This window comes from Roseovarius sp. ZX-A-9 (assembly GCF_028369135.1).
Lineage (GTDB): Bacteria > Pseudomonadota > Alphaproteobacteria > Rhodobacterales > Rhodobacteraceae > Roseovarius.
The window spans coordinates 1-22,371 of sequence record NZ_JAPWHW010000010.1 but is presented as its reverse complement, the minus strand read 5'-3'; the positions used below and the strand labels follow the sequence as shown (position 1 = coordinate 22,371).

The window sequence follows — 22,371 nt, the reverse complement described above, 5'->3', positions numbered from 1 at the left end:
CGCCGCTGCGATGCAGCATATGATTTGCGAAACGACCAAAGGAAGACGACCATGACCAGAACTGTTTCCGCCATCGCCCTTGTAGCAGCGATCGCCGCGCCGCTGCCAACCCTTGCCCAAAGCCAGGGTGATTGGACGCTTGGCTTCGGTATTCACAATGTCTCGCCCCAAGGGGGCGACAGCGCCACGACCCCGGGCCTGATCGACGTCGAGGACAACGCGCGTCCGACGCTGACCTTTGAATACTTTGTTGCTGACAGGATCGGCATCGAGGTGCTGGCCGCTTGGCCGTTCGAGCATGATATCAATCTGGTCGGCACCGGCAAAGTCGCCACGACCAAGCATTTGCCGCCCACAATCTCGTTGCAATACCACTTCGTGAACAACTCGACGATGACCCCGTTCGTTGGCGTCGGTATCAACTACACCCACTTCTTTGATGAACAGGGGGTCGGCGCCTTGGCCGCCTCTGCGGTGGATCTGAGTGACAGTTGGGGCCTTGCCGCCCATGCCGGCGTCGATTTCAAGGTCAGTGACCGCGGCGCGCTGCGTCTTGATGTGCGCTACATCGACATCGAATCCGACCTGAAAATCAACGGTGTCAAACAAGGCAAAGTCAAGATTGATCCGTTGGTCTTTGGTGTGGCCTATGTCCACCGGTTCTGACGTCGTTTGATCCAAAGCCTGAATAGGTGTGACGGATTGCGGGTCTGCCCAAAGGCAGGCCCGTTTCTGTGTATGGTGAAGCCTCACGATTGCCCCCCTTCACCCGCCGCACGCGCCTTCAGCGCCTTGCGGATCACCTTGCCTGTCACTGTCATCGGAAGCGCATCAACAAAGCCTATTTCTCTTGGATATGAATACCTTGCAAGCCGCTCTTTGACAAAATTCCGGAGCGCCGCTTCCATCGCGGCATCCCCTGCATATCCCGGTTTCAACACCACATAGGCCTTGACGATCTCGGTGCGCAGCGGATCGGGCTTGCCAACCACACCGACGGTGCTGACCGCCTCGTGACGCAGCAGGCAATCTTCGATCTCGGCCGGGCCGATCCGGTAGCCACCACTGGTGATCACGTCATCCTCGCGCCCGACAAACCGCAGGCAATCACCCTGCCACATGCCCTTGTCGCCGGTCAGCATCCAGTCGCCGTGATACTTCTGCGCGGTTTCCTCGGGGCGGTTCCAGTAGCCCAGCATCATGCTGGCCGTGCCCCGCCGGATCGCGACGTCGCCTTCGGCATCCGTGGGCTGGCCAGATGCATCCAGCACGGCAATATCGAATCCCGGCACGGGTTTACCGATACAGCCCGGCATGGGGGCGAACAGCGCCCCGCAGGACGAGGCAACCATGTTGCATTCGGTCTGACCGTAAAATTCGTTGATCGTCAGGCCAAAGGCCCGGCGCCCCCAATCCAGCATTTCCGCCCCCAGCGGCTCGCCGCCGCTCGCAACGCTGCGCAGCCCGCCGATGGATGCATCTTCAGCCTTGAGCATCCGCAGCGCCGTAGGTGGAAAAAAGACATTTCTGACAGAGGCTTCGGCGATGATCTTGCAGCATTCGCCGACGCTGAATTTCACCATGCGCGCGGCAACCACCGGCACACCCAGCGCCAATCCCGGCATGAGAACGTCGAACAACCCGCCGATCCAGGCCCAATCGGCCGGCGTCCACAGGCAATCACCTTTCTGCCCCAGGAAATCATGGCTGATCTCAACGCCGGGCAGATGGCCGGTCAGCACCCTATGGCCGTGCAGCGCGCCCTTGGGGCTGCCGGTGGTGCCGCTGGTGTAGATCAGAACGGCAGGGTCATCCGGGCCAGTCTGCACGGCAGCAAAGGGCGCATCGTCCAGGGGCATCATTTCTGGCAAGAGCGGTGTCACGCTACTGAGCGGCCTCAGCATCTCGGCACCTTCACCGTCCGTAATCACAAACCGCGCACCTGCATCCGTAACCCGCGACGTCAGCGCGTCCTGCATGAACAGTTTGAACAAGGGGATTGATATTGCGCCTATTTTCCAGATCGCGATATGGGCAACGGCGCACCATTTATCCTGCGAGCGCAAGACACCCACACGGTCGCCGCGCGTCACGCCGCGCTCCAGCAATGCCCGCGCAAGCCCGTCTGCCAGCCGCGTCAGATCGCCATAGCTGACATCCTCGCGCCCGGCGGTCAGGTCGATGATCGCGGTTTTATCCGCAGGCTGAGCCAGCACCTGATCGGCCATGTTCAAGCGTGCCGGCAGATCCCAGGTAAAACCATCGCAGAGCCGGTCGTAGCTATCCGTGGGCTTCAGCATGCGCTCTCACGCCCACGGCAGAAGTCAAGGCAACGAGTCACGTGATACTCCTTTTTCGCACATTGGCAGGGCATCAATAGCGGGTGGCATTCGACAGATGGATCGACTGGCGCGCCGCCGCGGGCAAAAGGTTGGCCACCGTGGCGGGCGCCGTCAGCAAAAGGGTTGCGATCATGGTTCGATTCACCTCATCGCCCCCATCAGTTCGCGCCCGACCAGCATACGCCGGATCTCGGACGTGCCTGCGCCGATTTCCATCAGCTTGGCATCGCGGAACAATCGCGCGACCGGCGCGTCGTTCAGAAAGCCCGCGCCGCCCATCGCCTGAACGGCCTGATGCGCCTGCACCATCGCCTGCTCGCTTGCGTAGAGGCAGCAGGCAGCGGCGTCCTGACGCGTGACATCGCCCCGATCACATGCCTTGGCGACCTCGTAGACATAGGCGCGGGCCGAATTCATCGCGGTATACATGTCCGCGATCTTGCCCTGCATCAGCTGGAAATTCCCGATCGGCTGGCCGAACTGCTTGCGCTCGGCGAGGTATGGCATGACCTCGTCCAGACAGGCCGCCATGATGCCCGTGCCAATACCCGCCAACACGACGCGTTCGTAGTCGAGGCCAGACATCAAAACCCGCACGCCCCGGCCTTCTTCACCGAGGATGTTCTCGAACGGCACTTCAACATTGTCGAAGATCAACTCGGCGGTGTTCGAGCCGCGCATGCCCAGCTTGTCGAAATGCGGGCTTGTACTGAAACCCGTCATCGATTTCTCGATCAGAAAGGCGGTGATACCCTTGCTGCCTGCCTCCGGGTCGGTCTTGGCATAGACCACCAGCGTGTCAGCGTCGGGTCCGTTGGTAATCCAGTATTTGTTGCCATTCAGGCGGTAGTGGTCGTTGCGCTTTTCGGCACGCAGTTTCATGCTGACCACATCGCTGCCCGCCCCCGCCTCGGACATGGCCAGAGCACCGACATGTTCACCGCTGACCAGCTTGGGCAAATATTTCTGCCGCTGTTCGGGCGTGCCGTTCAGCTTGATCTGGTTCACGCAGAGGTTGGAATGCGCCCCGTAGCTGAGCGAGACCGAGGCACTGGCGCGGGCGATTTCCTCTACCGCGATCACATGGGCGAGGTAGGACATCCCCGCACCACCGAATTCCTCCGGCACAGTGATCCCCAAGAGGCCCAACTCGCCCATCTCGGCCCACAAGGCGTGCGGAAAGACATTCTCGCGGTCAATCTCGCCCGCCATTGGCCGGACCCGCTCTTGTGCCCAGCGATGGACCATGTCGCGCAGCGCGTTCACGTCCTCTCCCAGATCGAATTGCATCGCGGCGTTAAACATCGGCCATATCTCCCGGAATGGATTTATTGAACACTTGTTCATTTATATACCACCGCGCCCATACCGGTCAATCCCGGCATTGCAGCGGATCGGGGCACCGGCAGGGAACAACCGGCTCACCCAACACGTTAAGCCCGCAAACCCAACCTGCACAGGAGCAAATCGACATGACCGACATGATGATGGACGAATTCTGGAACCGCGCCGAGAAGATCACCGCCGGAATGCTGTCCGCCGCCGACGCGCCGCCCCGCCCGATGGCGCATCAAGTCAGCAAAGACGATAAGGCGCTATGGTTCATCACCGCGCAAGGTACGGACATTGCCGATGCGGCGCGCGCCGGGTCAAAGGCGCAGCATATCCTCGCCTGCGCGCACGGTCAGCTTTATGCCGCGATCGACGGCAGGCTCAGCGTTGAGGCCAACAACGAAAAGCTTGACGAACTCTGGTCGCCGATGGCCGCCATCTGGTTTGATGACGGGCGCGAGGATGCGGATATTTGCCTTGTTCGCTTCACGCCCGAAAAGGCCGAGATCTGGGCCACGGACGGCAAACCCAGGGCGCTTTACGAATTGGCCAAGGCTGCCGTTACCGACGAGACGCCCGATCTGGGCGACCACGCAAAGTTGCGCTTTTGATGGGACGCATCGGCCTTTGGCTCGGGGTGGTCGCGATTGCCGCGCTCCCCCGCGCCGCCTTATCAGATCAGATCGGTGAAATTGGCGTGGATTGGGCAGGCAACGATATCGTGATCGAAGCGGTGCGCGATCCCAAGGTCAACGGAGTCACCTGTCACCTGGCCTATTTCAGTCGCGGCGTTATTGATCGGCTGGCCAACGGGAACTGGTTCGAAGATCCTTCGAACAGCGCCATTGAGTGCCAGCAAACCGGGCCAATCACGCTGGGCAATATCGACCGTTCCGAAGGGGGCGAGGACGTGTTCCGCACCAGCCGGTCGATCGTTCTCAAATCCTTGAGGGTCAAACGCATCTATGACGCGGCCAATCATACGCTGATCTACGTCGCCCACACGCGTGAACTGACCCAAGGTTCGGCCAAGGTATCCATCTCGACGGTGCCGATCCCGCAAGGCGCCGCCGACGGCAAGTAATGGCCGTGCCTCAGCCCGCTCGCGCCTGCCAGACCGCCCCCACTTCGGCGCGGATGATGCGCGCGATCTGCGCGCAATCATCCAAGCTGAAGGTCAGCGGCAGGCGCATGTCAACGATCCCCTTCAGGATGCGGTCCGTCGCGGGCATCCGTTCTGACGGGGCGTAGCGCCAGCTGTCGTAGCGGCTGGTAAAACCGGTGGGCTCAGCGCCGCCGAACCATTTCAGCTCGACCCCGCGCGCCAGACACCGCGCGATCACGTCGGCGATTGCATCATCGCCCCAATCGAGCAGCAGGAACTGGATAGATGACCCGACATAGGTTTCCTCTTCCGGGCGCTCGACGATCCGCAAACCCGGAGTGCCGCGCAGCCCCTCTTCAACCGTGCGATAGCGCGCGTTCCACGCCGCGCATTGCGTATCCAGCCGCGCCAGTTGCGGGCGCAGGATCGCCGCGCGCAGGTTGTCCATCCGGCCCGACACGTTGGGCGTGACATACTTCACCCGCTCGAACACCTCTTCCGGCGGCGGGGTGCCGTTGCGCCCGTAGAGCATGTAGGACCCCGACAGCATGATCGCCCGCGCCATCACCTCGGCGTCATCGGTAATCAGAAATCCGCCCTCACCGGAATTGACATGCTTGTAGGTCTGCATCGAATAGCAGCCGATCAGCCCGTCGCGGCCCGACGGGCGACCCCGCCACGCTGCGCCCATCGTATGTGCGCAATCCTCGATCACGGTAATGCCCGCCGCTTTGCATATCTGCAAAAGCCGGTCCATATCCGCCAGATGCCCGCGCATATGGCTCAGCATCAGCACGCTGGATTGATCCGCTTTGGCCGCCAGATCATCGAGGTCGATGGTCAGCCCCTCGGTCACGCCCACAAACACCGGCACCGCGTTCACGCTGGCGATGGCCCCCGGCACTGGCGCCAGGGTAAAGGCATTGGTCAGCACCTTTTCGCCCGGCCCGACACCGATGGCGCGCAGCGCGGTGGCCATGGCATAGCCCCCCGAGGCGACAGCCAACGCATATCTGGCCCCCGTGTAGGCGGCAAATTCGCGCTCCAGAAGCGCCGCCTCCCCCACTTCGCCCGGCGCAAGATTGTACCGATGCAACCGGCCCGAGCGCATCACCTCCAGCGCCGCCGCAATCCCCTCCTCGGGGATCGGCTCCTGCTGGGTGAAACTTCCTGTGAATATTTCTGTCATATGCGCAGCATCTACGCGGTGGCGGCCCCGGGTCAATGACCCGCTACCGAAAACGCCACCTATCCGATCAATTTGCGCACCACGTCGGGCAATTCATCGAAATGATCGATGATCGCCTCGGGCGTCAGATCGTCCAGCGCATCATCCCCCGGCCCGAAACGGACCAGCACCGACGGCAGACCTGCCGCGCGCGATGTCTCGCGGTCTGTCACCGTATCGCCCACCAGCAGGGCCCGCGCCGGATCGCCGCCCGCCCGTCGCGCGGCTTCGCGCAGCGGTTCGGGGTCAGGTTTTCGCACCGGCAGGGTATCGGCACCGATCAGCGCACCAAAACTGTCCAGCGCGCCCAACCGATCCATCAGCAGCCGGGCCAGGTATTCCGGCTTGTTGGTACAGATCGCCACCTTGTACCCGTCGCGTTTCAGCGCCTCGACCGTTTCCATTGCGCGGGGGTAAAAGACCGTATGCGTGTCAATCGCCTGCTCATAGGCGTCCAGCAGCACCGGATAAAACCGATCCAGCAAAGTCGGCTCGGCTGCCTGTCCCAGCCGCGTCAGCCCGAGCGTCAGCATCGCGCGCCCGCCGCGCAGCGCCGTGGCCGCATCGGTCTCCGGCACCAAGATGTCGCCCTCTCCCATCTGCCGGAAACAGGCATTCGCCGCCGCGATGAGGTCGCCGCTGGTGTCGGCCAATGTACCATCCAGATCGAATACAACTGTCCGCATGCTGTTGATTTCCTATCCCTAACGCCAAAACGGGCGTTTTTCCGCGCAGTTCTGACACATTCGGCAATGTCAATTGATGCACGCCCGCCTTGCACAAGTTTCAACAGCAGATAAAAGAGACACGATCTGAAGGCAAAGAGAATCCAATGAACATTGCATTGATCATTTTGGCCGCTGGCAAAGGCACGCGGATGAAATCCGATTTGCCGAAGGTGCTGCATCCCATAGCGGGCGCGCCTATGCTGGTGCATGCCATGCGCGCTGGCGCCACGCTCGAGCCGGACCGGACGGTGATCGTCGCGGGCCACGGCGCCGAAGCCGTCAGCGCCGCTGCGCTGGATCATGACCCTGACGCCACGATCGTCCTGCAAACCACGCAAGAGGGCACCGCCCACGCGGTGAAACAGGCCGCAACCGCGCTGGAAGGCCACGAGGGCGATTCCATCGTGCTTTATGGCGACACGCCCTTTATCCAACCCGAAACCCTGGAACGGATGGTCGAGGCACGGCAGAACCATGACGTGGTCGTGCTGGGATTTACCGCCGCCGACCCGGGCCGCTACGGTCGATTGGTGATGCAAGGCGACATGCTGGAACGGATTGTGGAATTCAAGGACGCGGACGAGGCCACCCGGGCAATCGACTTTTGCAACAGTGGCGTCATCGCCGCGAAAACCGAGGTCCTGTTCGATCTGATCGAGGCCGTCGGCAATGACAACGCCTCTGGAGAGTACTACCTGACCGATATCATCGGTATCGCGCGCGACCGCGGCCTCAGCGCCACGGCAGTGGCCTGCGACGAGGCTGAAACGCTCGGGGTGAACTCGCGTGCCGAACTGGCGCAGGCAGAGGCGCTCTTTCAGGCACGCGCGCGCAACGAGGCGGTCGAGAACGGCGTGATCTTCTACGCGCCCGACAGCGTCTATTTCGCCTATGACACGATGATCGGCCCCGGCACGCTGGTTGAACAGAACGTGGTATTTGCGCCCGGCGTCACGATCGAGAACGATAGCCACATCAGGGCGTTTTCACATCTGGAAGGGTGCCATGTCGCCCGCGGTGCCGTCGTTGGCCCCTATGCGCGTTTGCGTCCGGGGGCCGAACTGGCCGAAAAGGTGAAAGTCGGCAACTTTGTCGAGATCAAGAATGCGGTGCTGGACGAAGGTGCCAAGATCAACCACCTGAGCTATATCGGTGATGCGCATGTCGGTGCGGACACCAACGTGGGTGCAGGCACCGTCACCTGCAACTATGATGGCGTGATGAAGCATCATACCGAGATCGGAGCGCGGGTCTTTATCGGGTCAGACACCATGCTTGTCGCACCGGTGACGGTGGGCGACGATGCCATGACCGGATCGGGATCGGTGATCACGCAGGACGTGCCCGCAGGTGCATTGGCATTGGGGCGTGCGCGGCAAATCAATAAAGTGGGCATGGCCCGCAAATTGTTCGAAATTCTAAAATTTAAAAAACAAAAACGCGATAGAGAGGCATGAAATGTGCGGAATTGTAGGGGTCCTTGGCCGACACGAAGTTGCACCCATCCTGGTCGAAGCGCTCAAACGTCTTGAATACCGCGGCTATGACAGTGCCGGGATCGCCACCATCAATGACGGCGCCCTTGACCGGCGCCGTGCTGTGGGCAAGCTGGTCAACCTCGGCGATCTGCTGGTGCATGAACCGCTGGCCGGCAAATCCGGTATCGGCCACACCCGCTGGGCGACCCACGGCGCGCCAACTCTGACCAACACGCACCCGCACCGTGCGGGCCGCGTCGCCGTCGTCCATAACGGCATCATCGAGAATTACCGCGAATTGCGCGCCGAACTGGCCAAATGCGGCATCACCCACCGGACAGAGACCGACACCGAAACCGTCGCGCTGATGGCGCAACACATGATCGATCAAGGGGCCACACCCGAAGAGGCCGCACATCAGACCATCGCCAAGCTGGAAGGCGCCTATGCGCTGTGCTTTCTCTTCGAGGGCGAAACCGACCTGCTGATCGCCGCCCGCAAAGGCAGCCCGCTGGCCATCGGCCACGGCGACGGCGAGATGTATGTCGGCTCGGACGCGATCGCACTGGCACCGCTCACCGACCGGATCACCTATCTCGAAGAAGGCGATAGCGCCGTCATCACCCGCAAGACACTGACGATCCGCGACGCAAATGGCACGCTGGCCAACCGCGAGATGAAAACGATCCGGATCGACAACGCCCGTGTCGACAAGGCCGGGCACAAGCATTTCATGGCCAAAGAGATTGCCGAGCAACCCACCGTGATCGGCGAGGCGCTCAATTTCTACCTCTCAAACGAGGGCAAGGAAATCCATCTGCCCGGGGACGGAATTGATTTCACGGCGTTGAACCGGCTCACGATGGTCGCCTGCGGCACGGCGTATTATGCGTGCATGACGGCAAAATACTGGTTCGAGCAACTGGCTGGCATGCCGGTCGAGGTCGATATCGCCTCTGAATTCCGCTATCGCCAACCGCCGGTGACAGAAGGCACTGCCGCGCTGTTTGTCAGCCAATCGGGCGAGACCGCAGATACGCTCGCAGCCCTGCGCTACTGCGCGGGCAAGGCGGATCAGATCCTGTCGGTCGTCAACGTCCCCGAAAGCTCAATCGCCCGCGAAAGCGATCTGGCCCTGCCGATCCACGCCGGGGCCGAAATCGGCGTCGCTTCGACCAAGGCATTCACCTGTCAGCTGACCGTGCTGCTGCTGCTGGCGCTGAAGGCTGCGCATATGCGCGGACGGCTCGATGACGATGGCCTGGCCGACATGCTGTCCAAGATGCGCGGGCTGCCCGCAGCATTGAACAATGCCATGGAAATCGAAGGCTCGGTGCAAACCATCGCGCAATCGCTGAGAGATGTGGGCGATGTCCTGTTCCTGGGGCGTGGCCTCATGTACCCTATGGCGCATGAGGGCGCATTGAAGCTGAAGGAAATCAGCTACATACACGCCGAAGCTTATGCATCTGGAGAGCTGAAGCACGGCCCGATCGCGCTGATCGACGAAAAGCTTCCGGTCGTCGTCATGGCGCCGCGCGACGCGCTCTTTGACAAGACTGTTTCGAACATGCAGGAGGTCATCGCTCGCGGCGGCAAAATCATCCTGATCACCGATCAGGCCGGCGCGGACGAGGTCTCAGAAGACGTGTGGCAGACCATCATCATGTCCGAGATCGACCCGGTCCTCAGCCCGATCCTCTATGCGATACCGGTGCAGTTGCTGGCCTATCACACGGCCGTGGCCAAGGGCACGGACGTGGATCAGCCGCGCAACCTGGCCAAATCGGTGACGGTGGAATAACCGCCCTCAGGGCGAGGTCTGGTAGACCCGCAGTTCCGGCAAGCTGGTCAACGGCACGCCCAGCAGGCGCATCGCGGCCAGTGACAGCCGGCTGCCCGCCGTTTTCGGCCCGTCGATCGGGATCAGATCGACCTGAACCGACTTCCCCGTCGCCCCATGCCGGACCCGGCCCTTGCCGGGTTCGCGAACCAGTGGCGTCTTCAGCCAGAAGCCCGGCTCTGCCGGTGCCCCCAGTGACGCAATCGTGACACCCAGATCGCGGCCGCCCGATGCGGCCTGCGCCGCCGCCTTTTCCGCCGCCGATGTGGTATCGAGCGCCTCAGCAGTCTGCGCCGTGCCGCCCGAAAACGTACCAGCAGCGGCCGGTCGCGCCTCTGGCCGCAGGGTTTCGGCAGTTGGCGTATTCGCGGTGACTGGCGCGGATTCTGCCGTCTCGGAACGGCGCAACTGACCGTCCAGCCCCAGCGTGCCGCAACCTGTCGCCAAAAGCACCGCCGTCATGGAAAAAATGTATCTCATGACCCGGAGTTTAGGGGGGGCCCCCGCGCGCTTCAATCCCAAGATCACCCTTGCCCCTACCGGGGCCGAGGACTAGACTCCCGCACATGTCTGCACCCCTCATCGACCCCTTCCATCGCGCCATCAACTACCTGCGCGTTTCGGTCACCGACCGCTGTGATTTCCGCTGCGTCTACTGCATGTCGGAAAACATGACCTTTCTGCCCAAGAAAGAGTTGCTGAGCCTCGAAGAACTGGACCGCATGTGCAGCACCTTCATCGGTATGGGCGTTGAAAAACTGCGGATTACCGGCGGTGAGCCGCTGGTGCGGCGTGATATCATGACGTTTTTCGCCGCGATGACCCGACATCTGGATAGTGGCGCGCTCAAGGAACTGACGCTGACCACCAATGGCAGCCAGTTGGAGCGGTTCGCAGATCAGTTGCACGTCGTCGGAGTCCGCCGGGTCAACGTGTCGCTCGATACGCTGGATGAGAAAAAATTTGCCGACATCACGCGCTGGGGCCGCCTGCCACAGGTTCTGCGCGGAATCGACGCCGCGCAAAAGGCCGGTCTTCGTGTCAAGATCAACGCCGTCGCGCTGAAAGGGTTCAACGAGGACGAGCTTGTCAGCATGACCGAATGGTGCGCGGATCGCGACATCGACCTGACATGGATCGAAGTCATGCCGATGGGCGATATCGGCAACGAGGACCGTCTGGGCCAGTATTGGAAGCTGACCGATCTGCGCGCGCGCCTTGCGGAGCGCTACACCTTGACCGAACTGGCAGAGCGCACCGGCGGCCCTGCCCGCTATGTGCGGCTGGAGGAAACCGGGCAGAAAATCGGTTTCATCACGCCGCTCACGCATAATTTTTGCGAAAGCTGCAATCGCGTGCGGCTGACCTGCACAGGCGAGCTTTACATGTGCCTCGGACAAGAGGACATGGCCGATCTGCGGGCACCGCTACGGAACTTTCCGACCACCACGGCCCCATTGCAGGAAGCCATCCGCAATGCCATTACGCGTAAACCCAAAGGGCATGATTTCGACTATTCCCGTCAAAGCGTCGACGGCCGTGTCACCCGCCACATGAGCCATACAGGCGGCTGATGCGCCAGCCCGCGCCGCCCGGTCTGGTGCGTCTTTATGCGCGGCTCGCAGGGCTGGTCGCACCGTTGGCCTATCGCCGAATTTCCGTCAGACTTCAGGCCCAGGATATTGATCCCAAAAGATTTCCTGAACGTATGGGCCGGGCGACCGCCGCCAGGCCCGACGGTAAATTGCTGTGGTTTCATGCCGCCAGCGTCGGCGAGAGCCTGTCGGTGCTGCGCCTGATCGAGTATATGGGCGAAGAGCAGCCGACGCTGTCGTTCCTGATCACTTCCGGCACCGCCACTTCGGCGCAATTGCTGGCGCGCAGGTTGCCGCCGCGCTGCCAGCATCAGTTCGCCCCGCTGGACAGCCGCAGTGCCGTGCGCCGGTTTCTGGCGCACTGGCGCCCCGATGCGGCGGTGTTCGTCGAAAGCGAGCTGTGGCCGAACATGCTGCGCGAGACGCATCGCACAGGTGTACCGCTGGCGTTGTTGAACGCGCGCATATCCGACCGCTCCGCCCGCCAGTGGAAGCGGTTCGGGCGCACCGCGCGCTATCTGCTTGGCCTCTTTGCAATGATCCATACACAGGATGAGCGCACGACCCGGCATTTTCACGATCTTGGCCTTACCCACGCCGTCACCGGGCAGAACCTGAAATCGGCGTCCGGTCCCCTGCCCTATGACGCAGAGCAACTGCAATCACTCAGGCAAACTCTTGCCGAACGGCCGAACTGGGTGGCCAGTTCGACCCATCCCGGCGAAGAAGAGATCATACTGGACGCGCATGAGGCATTGCTTGCCACGCATCCCGATCTGCTCTTGATCGTGGTGCCGCGCCACCCGGAACGGGGCGACGAAGTGCAGCAACTCATCGAGGCGCGCAACATGACACAGGCCCGGCGCAGCACGGGCGGGGCGCCTGGGCCCGGGGTGCAGGTTTATCTGGCTGACACAATGGGCGAAACAGGGCTTTGGTACGCCATGAGCCCCATCGTGTGCCTAGGCGGATCGTTCACACCGGTGGGCGGGCACAACCCGTATGAGCCCGCCTATGCCGGGGCGGCGGTCCTGCACGGTCCGCTTTATGCCAATTTCGCGGGCGCTTACGCCGAATTTTCCAGCGCGGGTGGTACGGTCGAGATCGCCGACGCCGCAGCGTTGACAGACGAGATCGGCCGCCTGCTAACCCAGCCCGACCAACTGCGCGCCCTTTGCACGCAATCCAGCCGGTTTGCCGCAGCGCAAGAGGATATGCTGGGCACACTGTCCGACACCCTTTCTCGGGCGCTCGGCCTGCGATAGAACCTCCTGGAACCACTGCAAGGGCCAGCCGCGTGCCAGAGCTGATCGTCACCAATTTCAACCGCAATTTCACCGGTGTTTCGGCCACTGCGGCCGGCGTGGTGCGCCAGCAGGCCAGCCGCTACGATCTGGCGCTCGCCGGTCACGCGCTGCCCGGCTGCCCCGACCCTATCTCGCCCGCTGTGGCGCTGCGGCTATCGCGTGCAGTCCCCTCGGGGCGTCCGTTCATCCTCTGGCATGTGCGGCGAAACCCAGAAATGCGCAAGGCGCTCTGGGCGCGCGATGTGCTGCGCCTGCCGGTGCGCATCGTCTTTACCTCTGCGGCCCAGCGGCGGCATTCACTGGTGCCGCGCTGGTTGATTTCGCGCATGGATGCGATCATCGCCACCACTGACCGGGCTGCGGAATTTGTGCCGCATGTGCGCGCGGTTGTGCCGCACGGCGTTGACACGGAACGGTTTTTTCCCGCCGCCGACCGTGACAAGGCTTGGGCTGCAACCGGCTTTCCCGGGGCACGGGGGATTGCCACGATCGGCCGCATCCGCGCCGAGAAGGGCACCGACCGCTTTGTCGCTGCGATGTTACGCCTGCTGCCCGATCAGCCGGACGTGACCGCATTGGTCATCGGACGCGCCGCCACAGCCGACAAGGCGTTTCTGCAAAACCTGAAGGATCAGATCGCAACCGCGGGCTTGTCGGACCGTATCCTTTTTCCCGGCGAAGTCGCCCCCGAGGCGCTGCCTGCGCTGCTGCGCGGCCTCTCGGCCGTGGTGCAATTGCCACGCTACGAAGGCTACGGCATGGCCCCGTTGGAAGGCATGGCCAGCGGCGTGCCGTTCGTCGCCACCGATGCGGGCTATTACCGTAGCTTTGCGGCGCAGGGCCGCACGGGGTTAATCACCACCGACGATGCGCAAGACACCGCTGATGCGCTGCGGATGCTGCTGAGCGACCCCGCACGCCACGCCGCCATGAGCAGCGCTGCGCGCGACGCCGCCGAGATCCATTTCAGCATCCAGCGCGAGGCGGACGGGATCGGCGCGGTTTATGAGGCGATGTGGTCAGAAGGCTGAGTTTCAGACCGGCATGCGCTGTTCGACCAATTCGGCCCACCAGCTGCACCCGGCGGGAATGGCGGCATCGCTGAAATTGTATTCGGGGTTATGCACCATCGCCGTGTCGCCGTTACCGACAAGGATATAGGCCCCCGGGCGTTCCTCCAGCATATAGGCGAAATCCTCGCCCCCCATGACCAGCGGCGCCGCGGCGCAATCGCCGCTGACACGGCGCGCCACGTCGGCAACGAATTCGGTCTGCGCCGGATGGTTCACCATAACCGGATAGTTGCGATCATACCTGACCTCTGCCGTCCCACCCATCGCCTGTGCGGTATGCGCGCAAATAGCTGCAAACCGCGTCTCGGCCAGATCGCGTATCTCGGGGTTGAGCGTACGCACGGTGCCTTTCAACAGCACCGATTGCGGGATGACGTTGAACGCGGTGGAGGAGGAATCGATCGACGTGACCGACACCACGATCTGCTCGGTCGGATCGGCGTTGCGGCTGGAGATGGTCTGTAGCGCCATGACCATCTGGCTGGCCATCACGATGGGATCAATCGTCTCGTGAGGCTTGGCCGCATGGCCACCGCGCCCGTTCAGCGTCACCTCGAACATATCGGTCGCTGCAAAGAACGGGCCGGGCCGGATCGCGAATTGTCCCAACGGGACACCGGGCCAGTTGTGCATTCCATACACTTCCTGAATGCCGAACCGGTCCATCAACCCGTCATCACACATCACCTTGGCGCCGCCACCACCCTCTTCGGCGGGTTGGAAGATGACGACCGCCGTCCCATCGAAATTGCGCGTCTCGCAGAGGTATTTCGCCGCCCCCAGCAGCATCGCAGTGTGACCGTCATGACCGCAGGCATGCATTTTCCCCGGTGTCTTGCTGGCATAATCCAGCCCAGTAGCCTCATGGATCGGCAGAGCGTCCATATCTGCGCGCAGGCCCACCACTTTGCCAGAGGTGGTTTCACGCCCCCGGATGACGCCGACGACCCCGGTGCGACCGATGCCACTGACAACTTCATCGCAGCCGAACGCGCGCAGCTTTTCCTCGACCAGTGCACTGGTGCGGTGTGTGTCGAACATCAGTTCGGGATGCGCGTGGATATCGCGGCGCCATTCGGTGATTTCATCGTGCATTTCTGCAAAGCGATTCTTGACAGGCATAACGCGCTCCTCTGTATCAATTCGGGTCTTTGTTATCCGGTTTGCGGCGACAGAACAAAGTGCTTTGGACCCACCCGACTATACTGCATCGGTAAGTCGGAACCGGACGGGATCTCGGGCCATGCGGCATCCTGCAACGGCCCGCGATTCAGGCGTTTTTCGGGGTCTGGATGCACGACAGCGGCCAACAGCGCACGTGTATAGGCATGGGCCGGACGCTCCAGCACGGCGGGCGTCGGGCCATGTTCCACGATCCGCCCGCGATGCATCACCGCGACCCGGTGCGCAATCCTTGAGACCGTGCCGATGTCATGGCTGATGAACAGAATGCCGAGGCCGAGTTCGCGCTGCAAGCTGCCGAAAAGCTCCAGTATTTCTGCCCGCACCGGTGCATCGAGCGCGGTTACCGCTTCGTCCGCGATCAGCGCCGCCGGATTCAGCGCCAGCGCCCGGGCAATCGCCACACGCTGACGCTGCCCACCGGAAACCTGATGCGGGTAGCGCTGCATCAGGGCCGGATCCAGCTGGACCGCGCAGAACAGCGCATTGACACGGTCCAGCCGTTCGCGCCGCTTGCCTATCCCGTAATTCTGCAAAGGGGCAGCCACTTGGGCGCCCAGCGTCAGACGCGGATCAAGACCGTCCGCCGGATCCTGAAACACCATCTGCAAGCGCGCGCGCCTGTTTCGCAGTGCTGCACCGCGCAACCCGGTCAGTGCCGTGCCTTCCAGCAATACCTCGCCAGCGTCGAAACCTTCCAATTGCATCAGCGCCCGCGCCACCGAGGATTTTCCGCTGCCAGATTCGCCAACCAGCGCCAATGTTTCGCCGCGGTCGATGCTGAAACTGACATCACGCACTGCTTCTGTCCGGCCGGTGATCCGCCGCATCAGACCGCTGCGGCGTGGATAGCCGAGGCTGAGGCCACGCACCTCCAACACAGGTTCTGCCGGGGACAAAGGCGGGGATGGTGTGCTCTGTCCGAGCTGCGCTGCGCGCAACAACCTTTGCGTTTCCGCATGGCGCGGTGCCTGAAAAATCTCGCGCACCGGTCCTTCTTCGACGATGCGCCCGGCGTCGATCACCGCAACCCGGTCGGCGATCTGCGCGACCACGCCCATGTCGTGGGTGATCAGCAGCAAGGCAATGCCGCGCTGGCTGCGCAGACGGTCCAGAAGCGCCAGAATGTCGGCCTGCACGCACACATCAAGCGCGGTCGTCGGCTCGTCGGCAATCAGGATTCGCGGCTCTCCGGCCAGGGCAATCGCGATCATTGCACGCTGGCGCAACCCGCCGGACAATTCATGCGGATACTGGCTCAGATGCATTTCGGGTTCGGGCATCATCACCTCGCGCAGCAATGCCGCCGCCTCGCTGCGGGCCGCGCTGCGTGCCATCCCGCGATGCAGCGCCAGCACTTCGATCAGTTGCGCGCCGATCGTCTTCACTGGGTTCAATGCCGTCGAGGGGTCCTGAAAAATCAGCCCGATCCGCGCGCCGCGCAGCGCACGAAGCTGCGCGGCATCTGCACGGGCCAAATCCACCTGCCCGCCTGATTGATTGAGCAGGATCTGCCCCTCGGTCAGCACTGCCCCGTCATGCCCTTCCAGCCGCAGGGCCACCAGGCTCAAAATGGATTTGCCCGCCCCCGACGCCCCCACGAGGCAGAGCGCCTCGCCGGGGTACAGATCCAGCGACAGTCCGCGCAGGGCCATGACGGGGCCAGCGGCACCGCGGTCAAAGGCAACACTGACGTTGCGCAGGCTCAGAATCGGCGGTGTGGACAAGAAATGCCTCTGGATGATCTCGCGGCGGGCCTTGCACGCTAGTGTCTGCCGCCCGCCGGTGTCAAATCACAAGCCTGCGGCACATGCCCGGTGTGGCTTAAAACTGCGACAAATCGAAAACTGTACCCACAAACGATGCTATGTTTGATTTAACCGTGCAATTGCGATTCATTCGCGCGATACGGATTTTCACACAAAATGTTGGACGCAAAATGACCTTATCCACCACGCTCACGGGAATGGCGCTTGGCACGCTCATGGCGCTGCCGCTCGGCGCCGCCGAACGCGGCGCGGATGGCGAGGTACGAATCCTGTACTGGCAGTCGCCAACGACGCTCAACCCGTATCTGTCGGGTGGGATCAAGGACAACGACGCTGCCAGCCTCATACTGGAACCGCTGGTGCGATATGATCCCACCGGCGAGATGATCCCCTGGCTGGTTGACGAGCTGCCGACGCTGGAAAATGGCGGCGTCAGCGCCGACCAGACCCGTATCACCTGGCGGCTGAAAGACGGGCTGCGCTGGTCTGATGGCACTGCCGTGACCTCTGCCGATCTGCGCTTTAGCTGGCAATATTGCACCGCAGAGGGCGGCGGCTGTGCCCAGGTTGCGAAATTCACGGATGTGGTGGATGTCGAAACGCCCGATCCACGAACCGCCACCGTGGTCTTTTCCAAGCCCAAGCCGTTCCCCTACGGGCCGTTTGTCGGGGCGCAGGCCCCGATTCTGCAGGCCGCGCAATTCGCGGATTGCCTCGGGACGCGCGCCCCCACCTGTACCGAAGCGAACTTTGCGCCCATCGGCACCGGTCCCTACCGCGTCAAGGAATTCCGGCCGGGCGATGTTGTCGTCTACGAGATCAACCCCGAATACCGCGATCCGTGGAAACCCAGCTTTGCCACGGTCACGATCAAGGGTGGCGGCACCGCCGAGGGCGCGGCACGCGCGGTGCTGGAAACGGGCGAGTTCGACTACGCCTGGAACTTGCAACTCAGCCCCGATGTGCTGTTGCGCAAGCAGGCGCGTGGCAAAGGCAAGGTGATCAGCGCTTTCGGCTCGCTGGTCGAGCGGATCGCGGTGAATTTCTCCGATCCCGACCCAAACTTGGGCGCCGCGCGCTCCACGGCGGCGCATCCCAACCCCGTGCTCAGCGATGCGGCCGTCCGGCGGGCCCTTTCGATGGCGCTGGACCGGCGGCTATTGTCCGAGATCGGTTATGGCCCCGCCGGGCGCCCCGCCTGCAATCTGCTCCCCTTCGCCGCCGGTGACACTGACCCCGCCTGCCTGCAACAGGATCTGGAAGGCGCGCGGGCGCTGCTGGATCAGGCGGGTTGGGTGGACAGCGATGGCGACGGCGTGCGGGACAAGGACGGTACCAAATTGCGCCTTGTGTTCCAGACATCCACCAACGCCGTGCGGCAGGATTTTCAGGCGGTGATCAAGGAATGGTGGCGCCAGATCGGCATCGAGACGGAGTTGCGCAACATCGATGCGTCGGTATTTTTCGGCACCGATCCGGGCAGCCCGGACACGATGCAGAGGTTCTATGCCGATGTTCAGATGTTCGCCGGCGCCTATGATGGCACCGATCCCGAGAACTATCTGGCCAGCTGGACCTGCGGCAAGGCCCCGACGCCAGAAAACCAGTGGCAGGGCAGCAATGTCAGCCGCTGGTGTGATCCGGCCTATGACGCGATGGCCGCGAAAATGGCCGTCACCGGCGGAATCGACGCCCGCACCACGCTGGCAAAGGCGATGAGTGACGCTTTGGTGGAGAACGGTGTCGTGCTGCCGCTTGTGGATCGCGGCCGCGTATCTGCGCTTGTCCACGATCTCGGCGGCGTCGCAATCAATGCCTGGGACAGCGAACTGTGGAATATCGCCGACTGGCACCGTATCAAGAACTGACGGGATCGGGCGCGCGCAGCCCAAAAAGCCCGCGCTCCCCGATAGGCGCCCACAATGCTGAACTACACCATCCGCCGCCTGACCATGGCCTTGCCGACATTGCTGGCAATCAGCCTGATCGTGTTCGCCCTGATGGAACTGGCACCCGGCGACCCGATGGCCCGGCTGCCGCTGTCGATTTCGCCCGAAGTCAAGGCGCAGATGCGCGAGGCGCTTGGCCTTGATGCCCCCAGCCATGTGCGCTTTGGCAAATGGCTCTGGCAGCTCGGCGTGGTCGAGCCGTCGGTGTGGATCGACAACTTGTTCGGTACAGCTCTGGCCGAGGGGCAGACCCGGATGATAAGCTGGCAGACCCGTGGCCCGGTGATGGAATTGATCGGCCAGCGCTTGCCGCAGACGCTCTGGGTAGTCGGGCTGGCCTATCTTGTTGGCACGATGCTGGCGCTGCCCATCGGCATCTGGTCGGCCTACCGTCAGTATTCCGCGTTTGACCAGATCGCCACCGGGGTCAGCATCATCGGCTTTGCCGTGCCGCCGTTTTTCTCGGGCGTTTTGCTGATCCTGCTGTTCAGTGTGCATCTGGAATGGCTCCCGTCGGTTTATGACACGACACTGCAGGTCTCTGGCTGGGATAGCTTTACCCAACAGCTGAGGCAGATGGCCCTGCCCGTCGCAGTGCTCAGCCTGCAGACCACAGCGCAGATCAGCCGCTACATGCGCAGTGCCATGCTCGACCATTTGGGGCAGGACTATGTGCGCGCAGCACGCGCACGCGGCGTCAGCGAAGGCGGCATGCTGCTGCGGCATGTGTTGCCGAATGCGCTGGTGCCGGTGGTCAGCGTGATCGCACTGGGACTGCCGCAGATCTTTGCCGGGGCCATCGTGACCGAGCAAATATTTCGTGTGAACGGCGTGGGGCATTTGCTGATCACTTCGATCCAGGCCAACGACCTGCCCACGGTACAGACCATAACCGTGCTTCTGGCGGCGTTGATCGTGGTCAGCAATCTGATCGCTGATCTGGCCTATGGCGCGCTCGACCCGAGGATCCGCTATGACTAACGCGCGCCGCCCTCTCGCCCTGTGGTTCGGGGCCTGGCTGTTAGGGCTCATCGTCCTGAGCACGGCTCTGGGGCCGATGCTCTGGGGGCTGCCTGTCGATCAGATGGACCTCGCCGCGCGCAACCAAGGGCCCAGTGCCGCGCATCCGCTGGGGACCGATCAACTGGGCCGGGATCTGCTGGCGCGGGTGCTGGCGGGCGGGCGCATCTCGCTGGGCGTCGGTGCGCTGGCGATGCTTGTCTCGGTCGCGCTCGGAACGGCGATCGGCGTGCTGGCGGGCATGGTGCGCTGGCTCGATGGGCCGCTCATGCGGCTGACGGATCTTTTCCTGTCGCTGCCACTGCTGCCGCTGGTGCTGATCGCGATCACGCTCTTTCGCGCGCCGCTCAGCGCCGCGTTCGGGCCCGAGACGAGCATTTTCGTGCTTGTCGTGACCGTCATCGGCGCGACCAGTTGGATGCCCACGGCGCGGGTCGTGCGCGGCGAAGTGCTGAGCGTGATGGGGCGCAGCTACGTCATGGCGGCGCGCAGCACCGGCACAAGGGGTGTGACCATCGCCACCCGCCATGTGCTGCCCAACACGCGCTCGGCCATCATCGTCTCGGCCACGCTCAGCGTCGCGGCGGCGATCATCACCGAAAGCACCCTCAGCTTTCTCGGCTTGGGCTTCCCGCCCGATTTCGCCACTTGGGGGCGGCTGCTTTTTGACGGCACCGCTTATCTAAGCGATTACCCCGGCCGCGCACTCTGGCCCGGGGCCCTGATATCCCTGTCGGTGCTGGCCATCGTCTATGTCGGCGACGGCCTGCGCGACCGTGGCGATCCGCGGAATTTGCGATAGCGCCAAAGCGCCTCGAACTGTCTTCATGCCTCGATTAAATCTCGAAGCGCTTTAATGCACCGATTTGCGAATCCGCGAGATCACCCACCAGACCACACCAATCACCGGCAGCGTGACAGCAGCGGTCACCACGCCACCGCTGACCCCGAGTTTCGCGGCAACCGGATAGAGCAGATACCCCGTCAGGGAGACTGCATAATAGCTGATCGCGACAACGCTGAGCCCCTCAACCGTGCGCTGCAGGCGTAGCTGCGCATCGGCGCGCCGGTCCATACTCTCCAGCAGCGCCTGGTTCTGCGCACTACGCTCCACGTCGACACGTGTACGCAGCAGGTCACCGGCCCGCATCGCACGATCCGCCATCGCACCAAGCCTCTGTTCGGTCGCCTCGATGGTTCGCATCGCGGGGGCGTAGCGACGCATCATGAATTCGGCAAAGGTCTGGCGGCCTTCGAACCGCTCTTCGCGCAGCACCTCGATGCGCTGGTGAACGATCCGCTGATAGGCCGCCGTCGCAGAAAACCGAAACGAGGATTCCGCCACCATCGCTTCCAGTTCGGCCGAGACGACGAGCAGAGCCTTCAGCGTATCCTCGGCAGGCTGGTCGGCCGCACTCATTTCCGCGATGAGGCGGGTCAGTTCCGTGTCAATCTCGGCCATGCGTGCCGACATGCCGCGCACCCGCGCGAACCCCAGCATCGAGATGGATTTGTAAGTCTCGATCTCGCACAGACGCTGCACGATCCGGCCCAACCGCCGCGGCCCCGTGCCAGGCGATGCACTGACGGCAAAGCGGGTGTGGCCCGCCGGATCGATCCGGAAATCCCCCGCCACGACCGCGGCATCATCAAGCACCCGTGCCACCGCGAGGCTCTCGGCGACAAAACAATCCTCGTTCTGGGCCCGCAACACGGCGTCCTCGGGCCGCTCGGCCAGACGGATGATCGCAGAGGTGATCCGCGCGCCCGGCGCCCGTTCAAGCCAGTCGGCAGGAAAGACATCGAATTCCGACGGGTCAAACGCGCGATCAGAGATGCCGTCGCGAAAGATGGTGTAGGTCACGAACTCAGTATGGCTTTCCCATTTCAGCCGGTTCCGGCCGATTTCGCCGGAATAGTGATTCGCATCGGGACGCGGGTGCGGTGCGCCGAACCGGTCGAGCAGGTCAATCAGGTGCGCCCGGTCGGCATCCAGATCTCGCGCGGCAGCGCCCTCGGTGCGCTTGATCGCCAGGTAGACGGCAGTTGCAGGTGCGCTGAGCGACGGAAACGGCCGCGCGTGCAACTCGTTCGACAATTGATAACGCAATGGATGGTCTTCGATGGGCGGCACGGGGCGGGCTCCTGGCAATTTGCGCTCAATCTACTCAAGTTGCACCAAAAGGAAATGGATTATATCGTCACATCAATGACTTAACGGTAGACAGCGGCATACCGAACCACCGGCTGGGCAGATTGTACAAAAAAAGGGCAGCCCAAGGGCTGCCCGATTTCATCTGGTCTTGGCTTGCTTGGCCCTGCCTTACTCAGTCGAGTTTTGGGAGCAGGCTCGTGATGCTGTCCTTGGCGTCGCCGTAGAACATGCGGGTGTTTTCCTTGTAGAACAGCGGGTTCTCGAT

At 62.7% G+C, this 22,371-nt stretch carries 19 protein-coding genes; 11 read left to right on the top strand and 8 right to left on the bottom strand.

The genetic code is table 11. The features are described from left to right. Positions 1-51: 51 nt before the first annotated feature. Positions 52-666, top strand: coding sequence for an OmpW/AlkL family protein (locus tag O3306_RS11260; protein ID WP_272007129.1), 615 nt, complete (start codon positions 52-54; stop codon positions 664-666). Positions 667-749: 83 nt separating this feature from the next. Here the strand turns inward: O3306_RS11260 and O3306_RS11255 are convergent, their stop codons facing one another. Both O3306_RS11255 and O3306_RS11250 read right to left on the bottom strand, forming a co-directional pair. Beyond that, a complete protein-coding gene (locus O3306_RS11255; protein WP_272007126.1) occupies positions 750-2,300 on the bottom strand; it encodes an AMP-binding protein in 1,551 nt (516 codons plus the stop codon). A gap of 183 nt (positions 2,301-2,483) precedes the next feature. Beyond that, positions 2,484-3,647, bottom strand: a complete 1,164-nt coding sequence (locus tag O3306_RS11250; protein ID WP_272007124.1) for an isovaleryl-CoA dehydrogenase — start codon at positions 3,645-3,647, stop codon at positions 2,484-2,486. A 167-nt stretch (positions 3,648-3,814) separates the two neighbouring features. Here O3306_RS11250 and O3306_RS11245 point away from each other — a divergent pair, with 167 nt between their 5' ends. Together O3306_RS11245 and O3306_RS11240 are read left to right on the top strand one after the other, a co-directional pair. After that, entirely contained in the window at positions 3,815-4,285 is a 471-nt protein-coding gene (locus O3306_RS11245; RefSeq protein ID WP_272007122.1) for a pyridoxamine 5'-phosphate oxidase family protein, read from the top strand. Further along, positions 4,285-4,758, top strand: a complete 474-nt coding sequence (locus O3306_RS11240; RefSeq protein ID WP_272007119.1) for a CreA family protein — start codon at positions 4,285-4,287, stop codon at positions 4,756-4,758. The genes O3306_RS11245 and O3306_RS11240 overlap by 1 nt, the downstream gene beginning before the upstream one ends. Positions 4,759-4,768: 10 nt before the next feature. On the opposite strand, the gene O3306_RS11235 is transcribed toward O3306_RS11240, so the two are convergent. Both O3306_RS11235 and O3306_RS11230 read right to left on the bottom strand, forming a co-directional pair. Continuing rightward, positions 4,769-5,968, bottom strand: a complete 1,200-nt coding sequence (locus O3306_RS11235) for a DegT/DnrJ/EryC1/StrS family aminotransferase (RefSeq protein ID WP_272007116.1) — start codon at positions 5,966-5,968, stop codon at positions 4,769-4,771. Between the two features lie 59 nt (positions 5,969-6,027). Next, complete coding sequence (locus O3306_RS11230; RefSeq protein ID WP_272007114.1) at positions 6,028-6,693, bottom strand: HAD-IA family hydrolase; 666 nt, start codon at positions 6,691-6,693, stop codon at positions 6,028-6,030. Positions 6,694-6,839: 146 nt separating this feature from the next. On the opposite strand from O3306_RS11230, the gene glmU reads away from it, so the two are divergent. Both glmU and glmS read left to right on the top strand, forming a co-directional pair. Further along, a complete protein-coding gene (glmU, locus tag O3306_RS11225; protein WP_272007111.1) occupies positions 6,840-8,192 on the top strand; it encodes a bifunctional UDP-N-acetylglucosamine diphosphorylase/glucosamine-1-phosphate N-acetyltransferase GlmU in 1,353 nt (450 codons plus the stop codon). Position 8,193: 1 nt separating this feature from the next. Continuing rightward, entirely contained in the window at positions 8,194-10,017 is a 1,824-nt protein-coding gene (gene glmS / locus O3306_RS11220) for a glutamine--fructose-6-phosphate transaminase (isomerizing) (RefSeq protein ID WP_272007108.1), read from the top strand. A gap of 6 nt (positions 10,018-10,023) precedes the next feature. Here glmS and O3306_RS11215 read toward each other — a convergent pair whose 3' ends face one another. Next, positions 10,024-10,536 carry a hypothetical protein gene (locus tag O3306_RS11215; RefSeq protein ID WP_272007106.1) on the bottom strand — a complete coding sequence of 171 codons (513 nt, stop codon included), beginning with the start codon at positions 10,534-10,536 and terminating at the stop codon, positions 10,024-10,026. A gap of 86 nt (positions 10,537-10,622) precedes the next feature. On the opposite strand from O3306_RS11215, the gene moaA reads away from it, so the two are divergent. Genes moaA through O3306_RS11200 form a run of 3 tightly spaced genes read left to right on the top strand, consistent with a single transcriptional unit; the run spans position 10,623 to position 13,989 of the window. Beyond that, positions 10,623-11,630 carry a GTP 3',8-cyclase MoaA gene (gene moaA / locus O3306_RS11210; RefSeq protein WP_272007104.1) on the top strand — a complete coding sequence of 336 codons (1,008 nt, stop codon included), beginning with the start codon at positions 10,623-10,625 and terminating at the stop codon, positions 11,628-11,630. Next, positions 11,630-12,916: a 3-deoxy-D-manno-octulosonic acid transferase gene (locus O3306_RS11205; protein WP_272007102.1), complete on the top strand. Its 1,287-nt coding sequence runs from the start codon at positions 11,630-11,632 to the stop codon at positions 12,914-12,916. The genes moaA and O3306_RS11205 overlap by 1 nt, the downstream gene beginning before the upstream one ends. A 32-nt stretch (positions 12,917-12,948) precedes the next feature. Further along, positions 12,949-13,989: a glycosyltransferase family 4 protein gene (locus tag O3306_RS11200; protein ID WP_272007099.1), complete on the top strand. Its 1,041-nt coding sequence runs from the start codon at positions 12,949-12,951 to the stop codon at positions 13,987-13,989. Between the two features lie 3 nt (positions 13,990-13,992). Here the strand turns inward: O3306_RS11200 and O3306_RS11195 are convergent, their stop codons facing one another. Together O3306_RS11195 and O3306_RS11190 are read right to left on the bottom strand one after the other, a co-directional pair. Further along, on the bottom strand, positions 13,993-15,153 hold the full coding sequence (locus O3306_RS11195; RefSeq protein ID WP_272007097.1) for a M20 aminoacylase family protein: 1,161 nt from the start codon (positions 15,151-15,153) through the stop codon (positions 13,993-13,995). 32 nt (positions 15,154-15,185) lie between these two features. Continuing rightward, on the bottom strand, positions 15,186-16,940 hold the full coding sequence (locus O3306_RS11190) for a dipeptide ABC transporter ATP-binding protein (protein WP_272007093.1): 1,755 nt from the start codon (positions 16,938-16,940) through the stop codon (positions 15,186-15,188). A 212-nt stretch (positions 16,941-17,152) separates the two neighbouring features. Between O3306_RS11190 and O3306_RS11185 the strand changes: the two genes are divergently transcribed. Genes O3306_RS11185 through O3306_RS11175 form a run of 3 tightly spaced genes read left to right on the top strand, consistent with a single transcriptional unit; the run spans position 17,153 to position 20,753 of the window. Then, the gene (locus O3306_RS11185) at positions 17,153-18,850 is read left to right on the top strand and encodes a peptide ABC transporter substrate-binding protein (RefSeq protein WP_272007091.1); all 1,698 of its coding nucleotides are present in this window, start codon (positions 17,153-17,155) and stop codon (positions 18,848-18,850) included. Positions 18,851-18,904: 54 nt separating this feature from the next. Further along, positions 18,905-19,912 carry an ABC transporter permease gene (locus O3306_RS11180; protein ID WP_272007089.1) on the top strand — a complete coding sequence of 336 codons (1,008 nt, stop codon included), beginning with the start codon at positions 18,905-18,907 and terminating at the stop codon, positions 19,910-19,912. Then, positions 19,878-20,753, top strand: a complete 876-nt coding sequence (locus tag O3306_RS11175; protein WP_442969994.1) for an ABC transporter permease — start codon at positions 19,878-19,880, stop codon at positions 20,751-20,753. The genes O3306_RS11180 and O3306_RS11175 overlap by 35 nt, the downstream gene beginning before the upstream one ends. Before the next feature lie 51 nt (positions 20,754-20,804). On the opposite strand, the gene O3306_RS11170 is transcribed toward O3306_RS11175, so the two are convergent. Further along, the gene (locus O3306_RS11170) at positions 20,805-22,085 is read right to left on the bottom strand and encodes a DUF3422 family protein (protein ID WP_272007084.1); all 1,281 of its coding nucleotides are present in this window, start codon (positions 22,083-22,085) and stop codon (positions 20,805-20,807) included. Positions 22,086-22,371 lie beyond the last annotated feature (286 nt).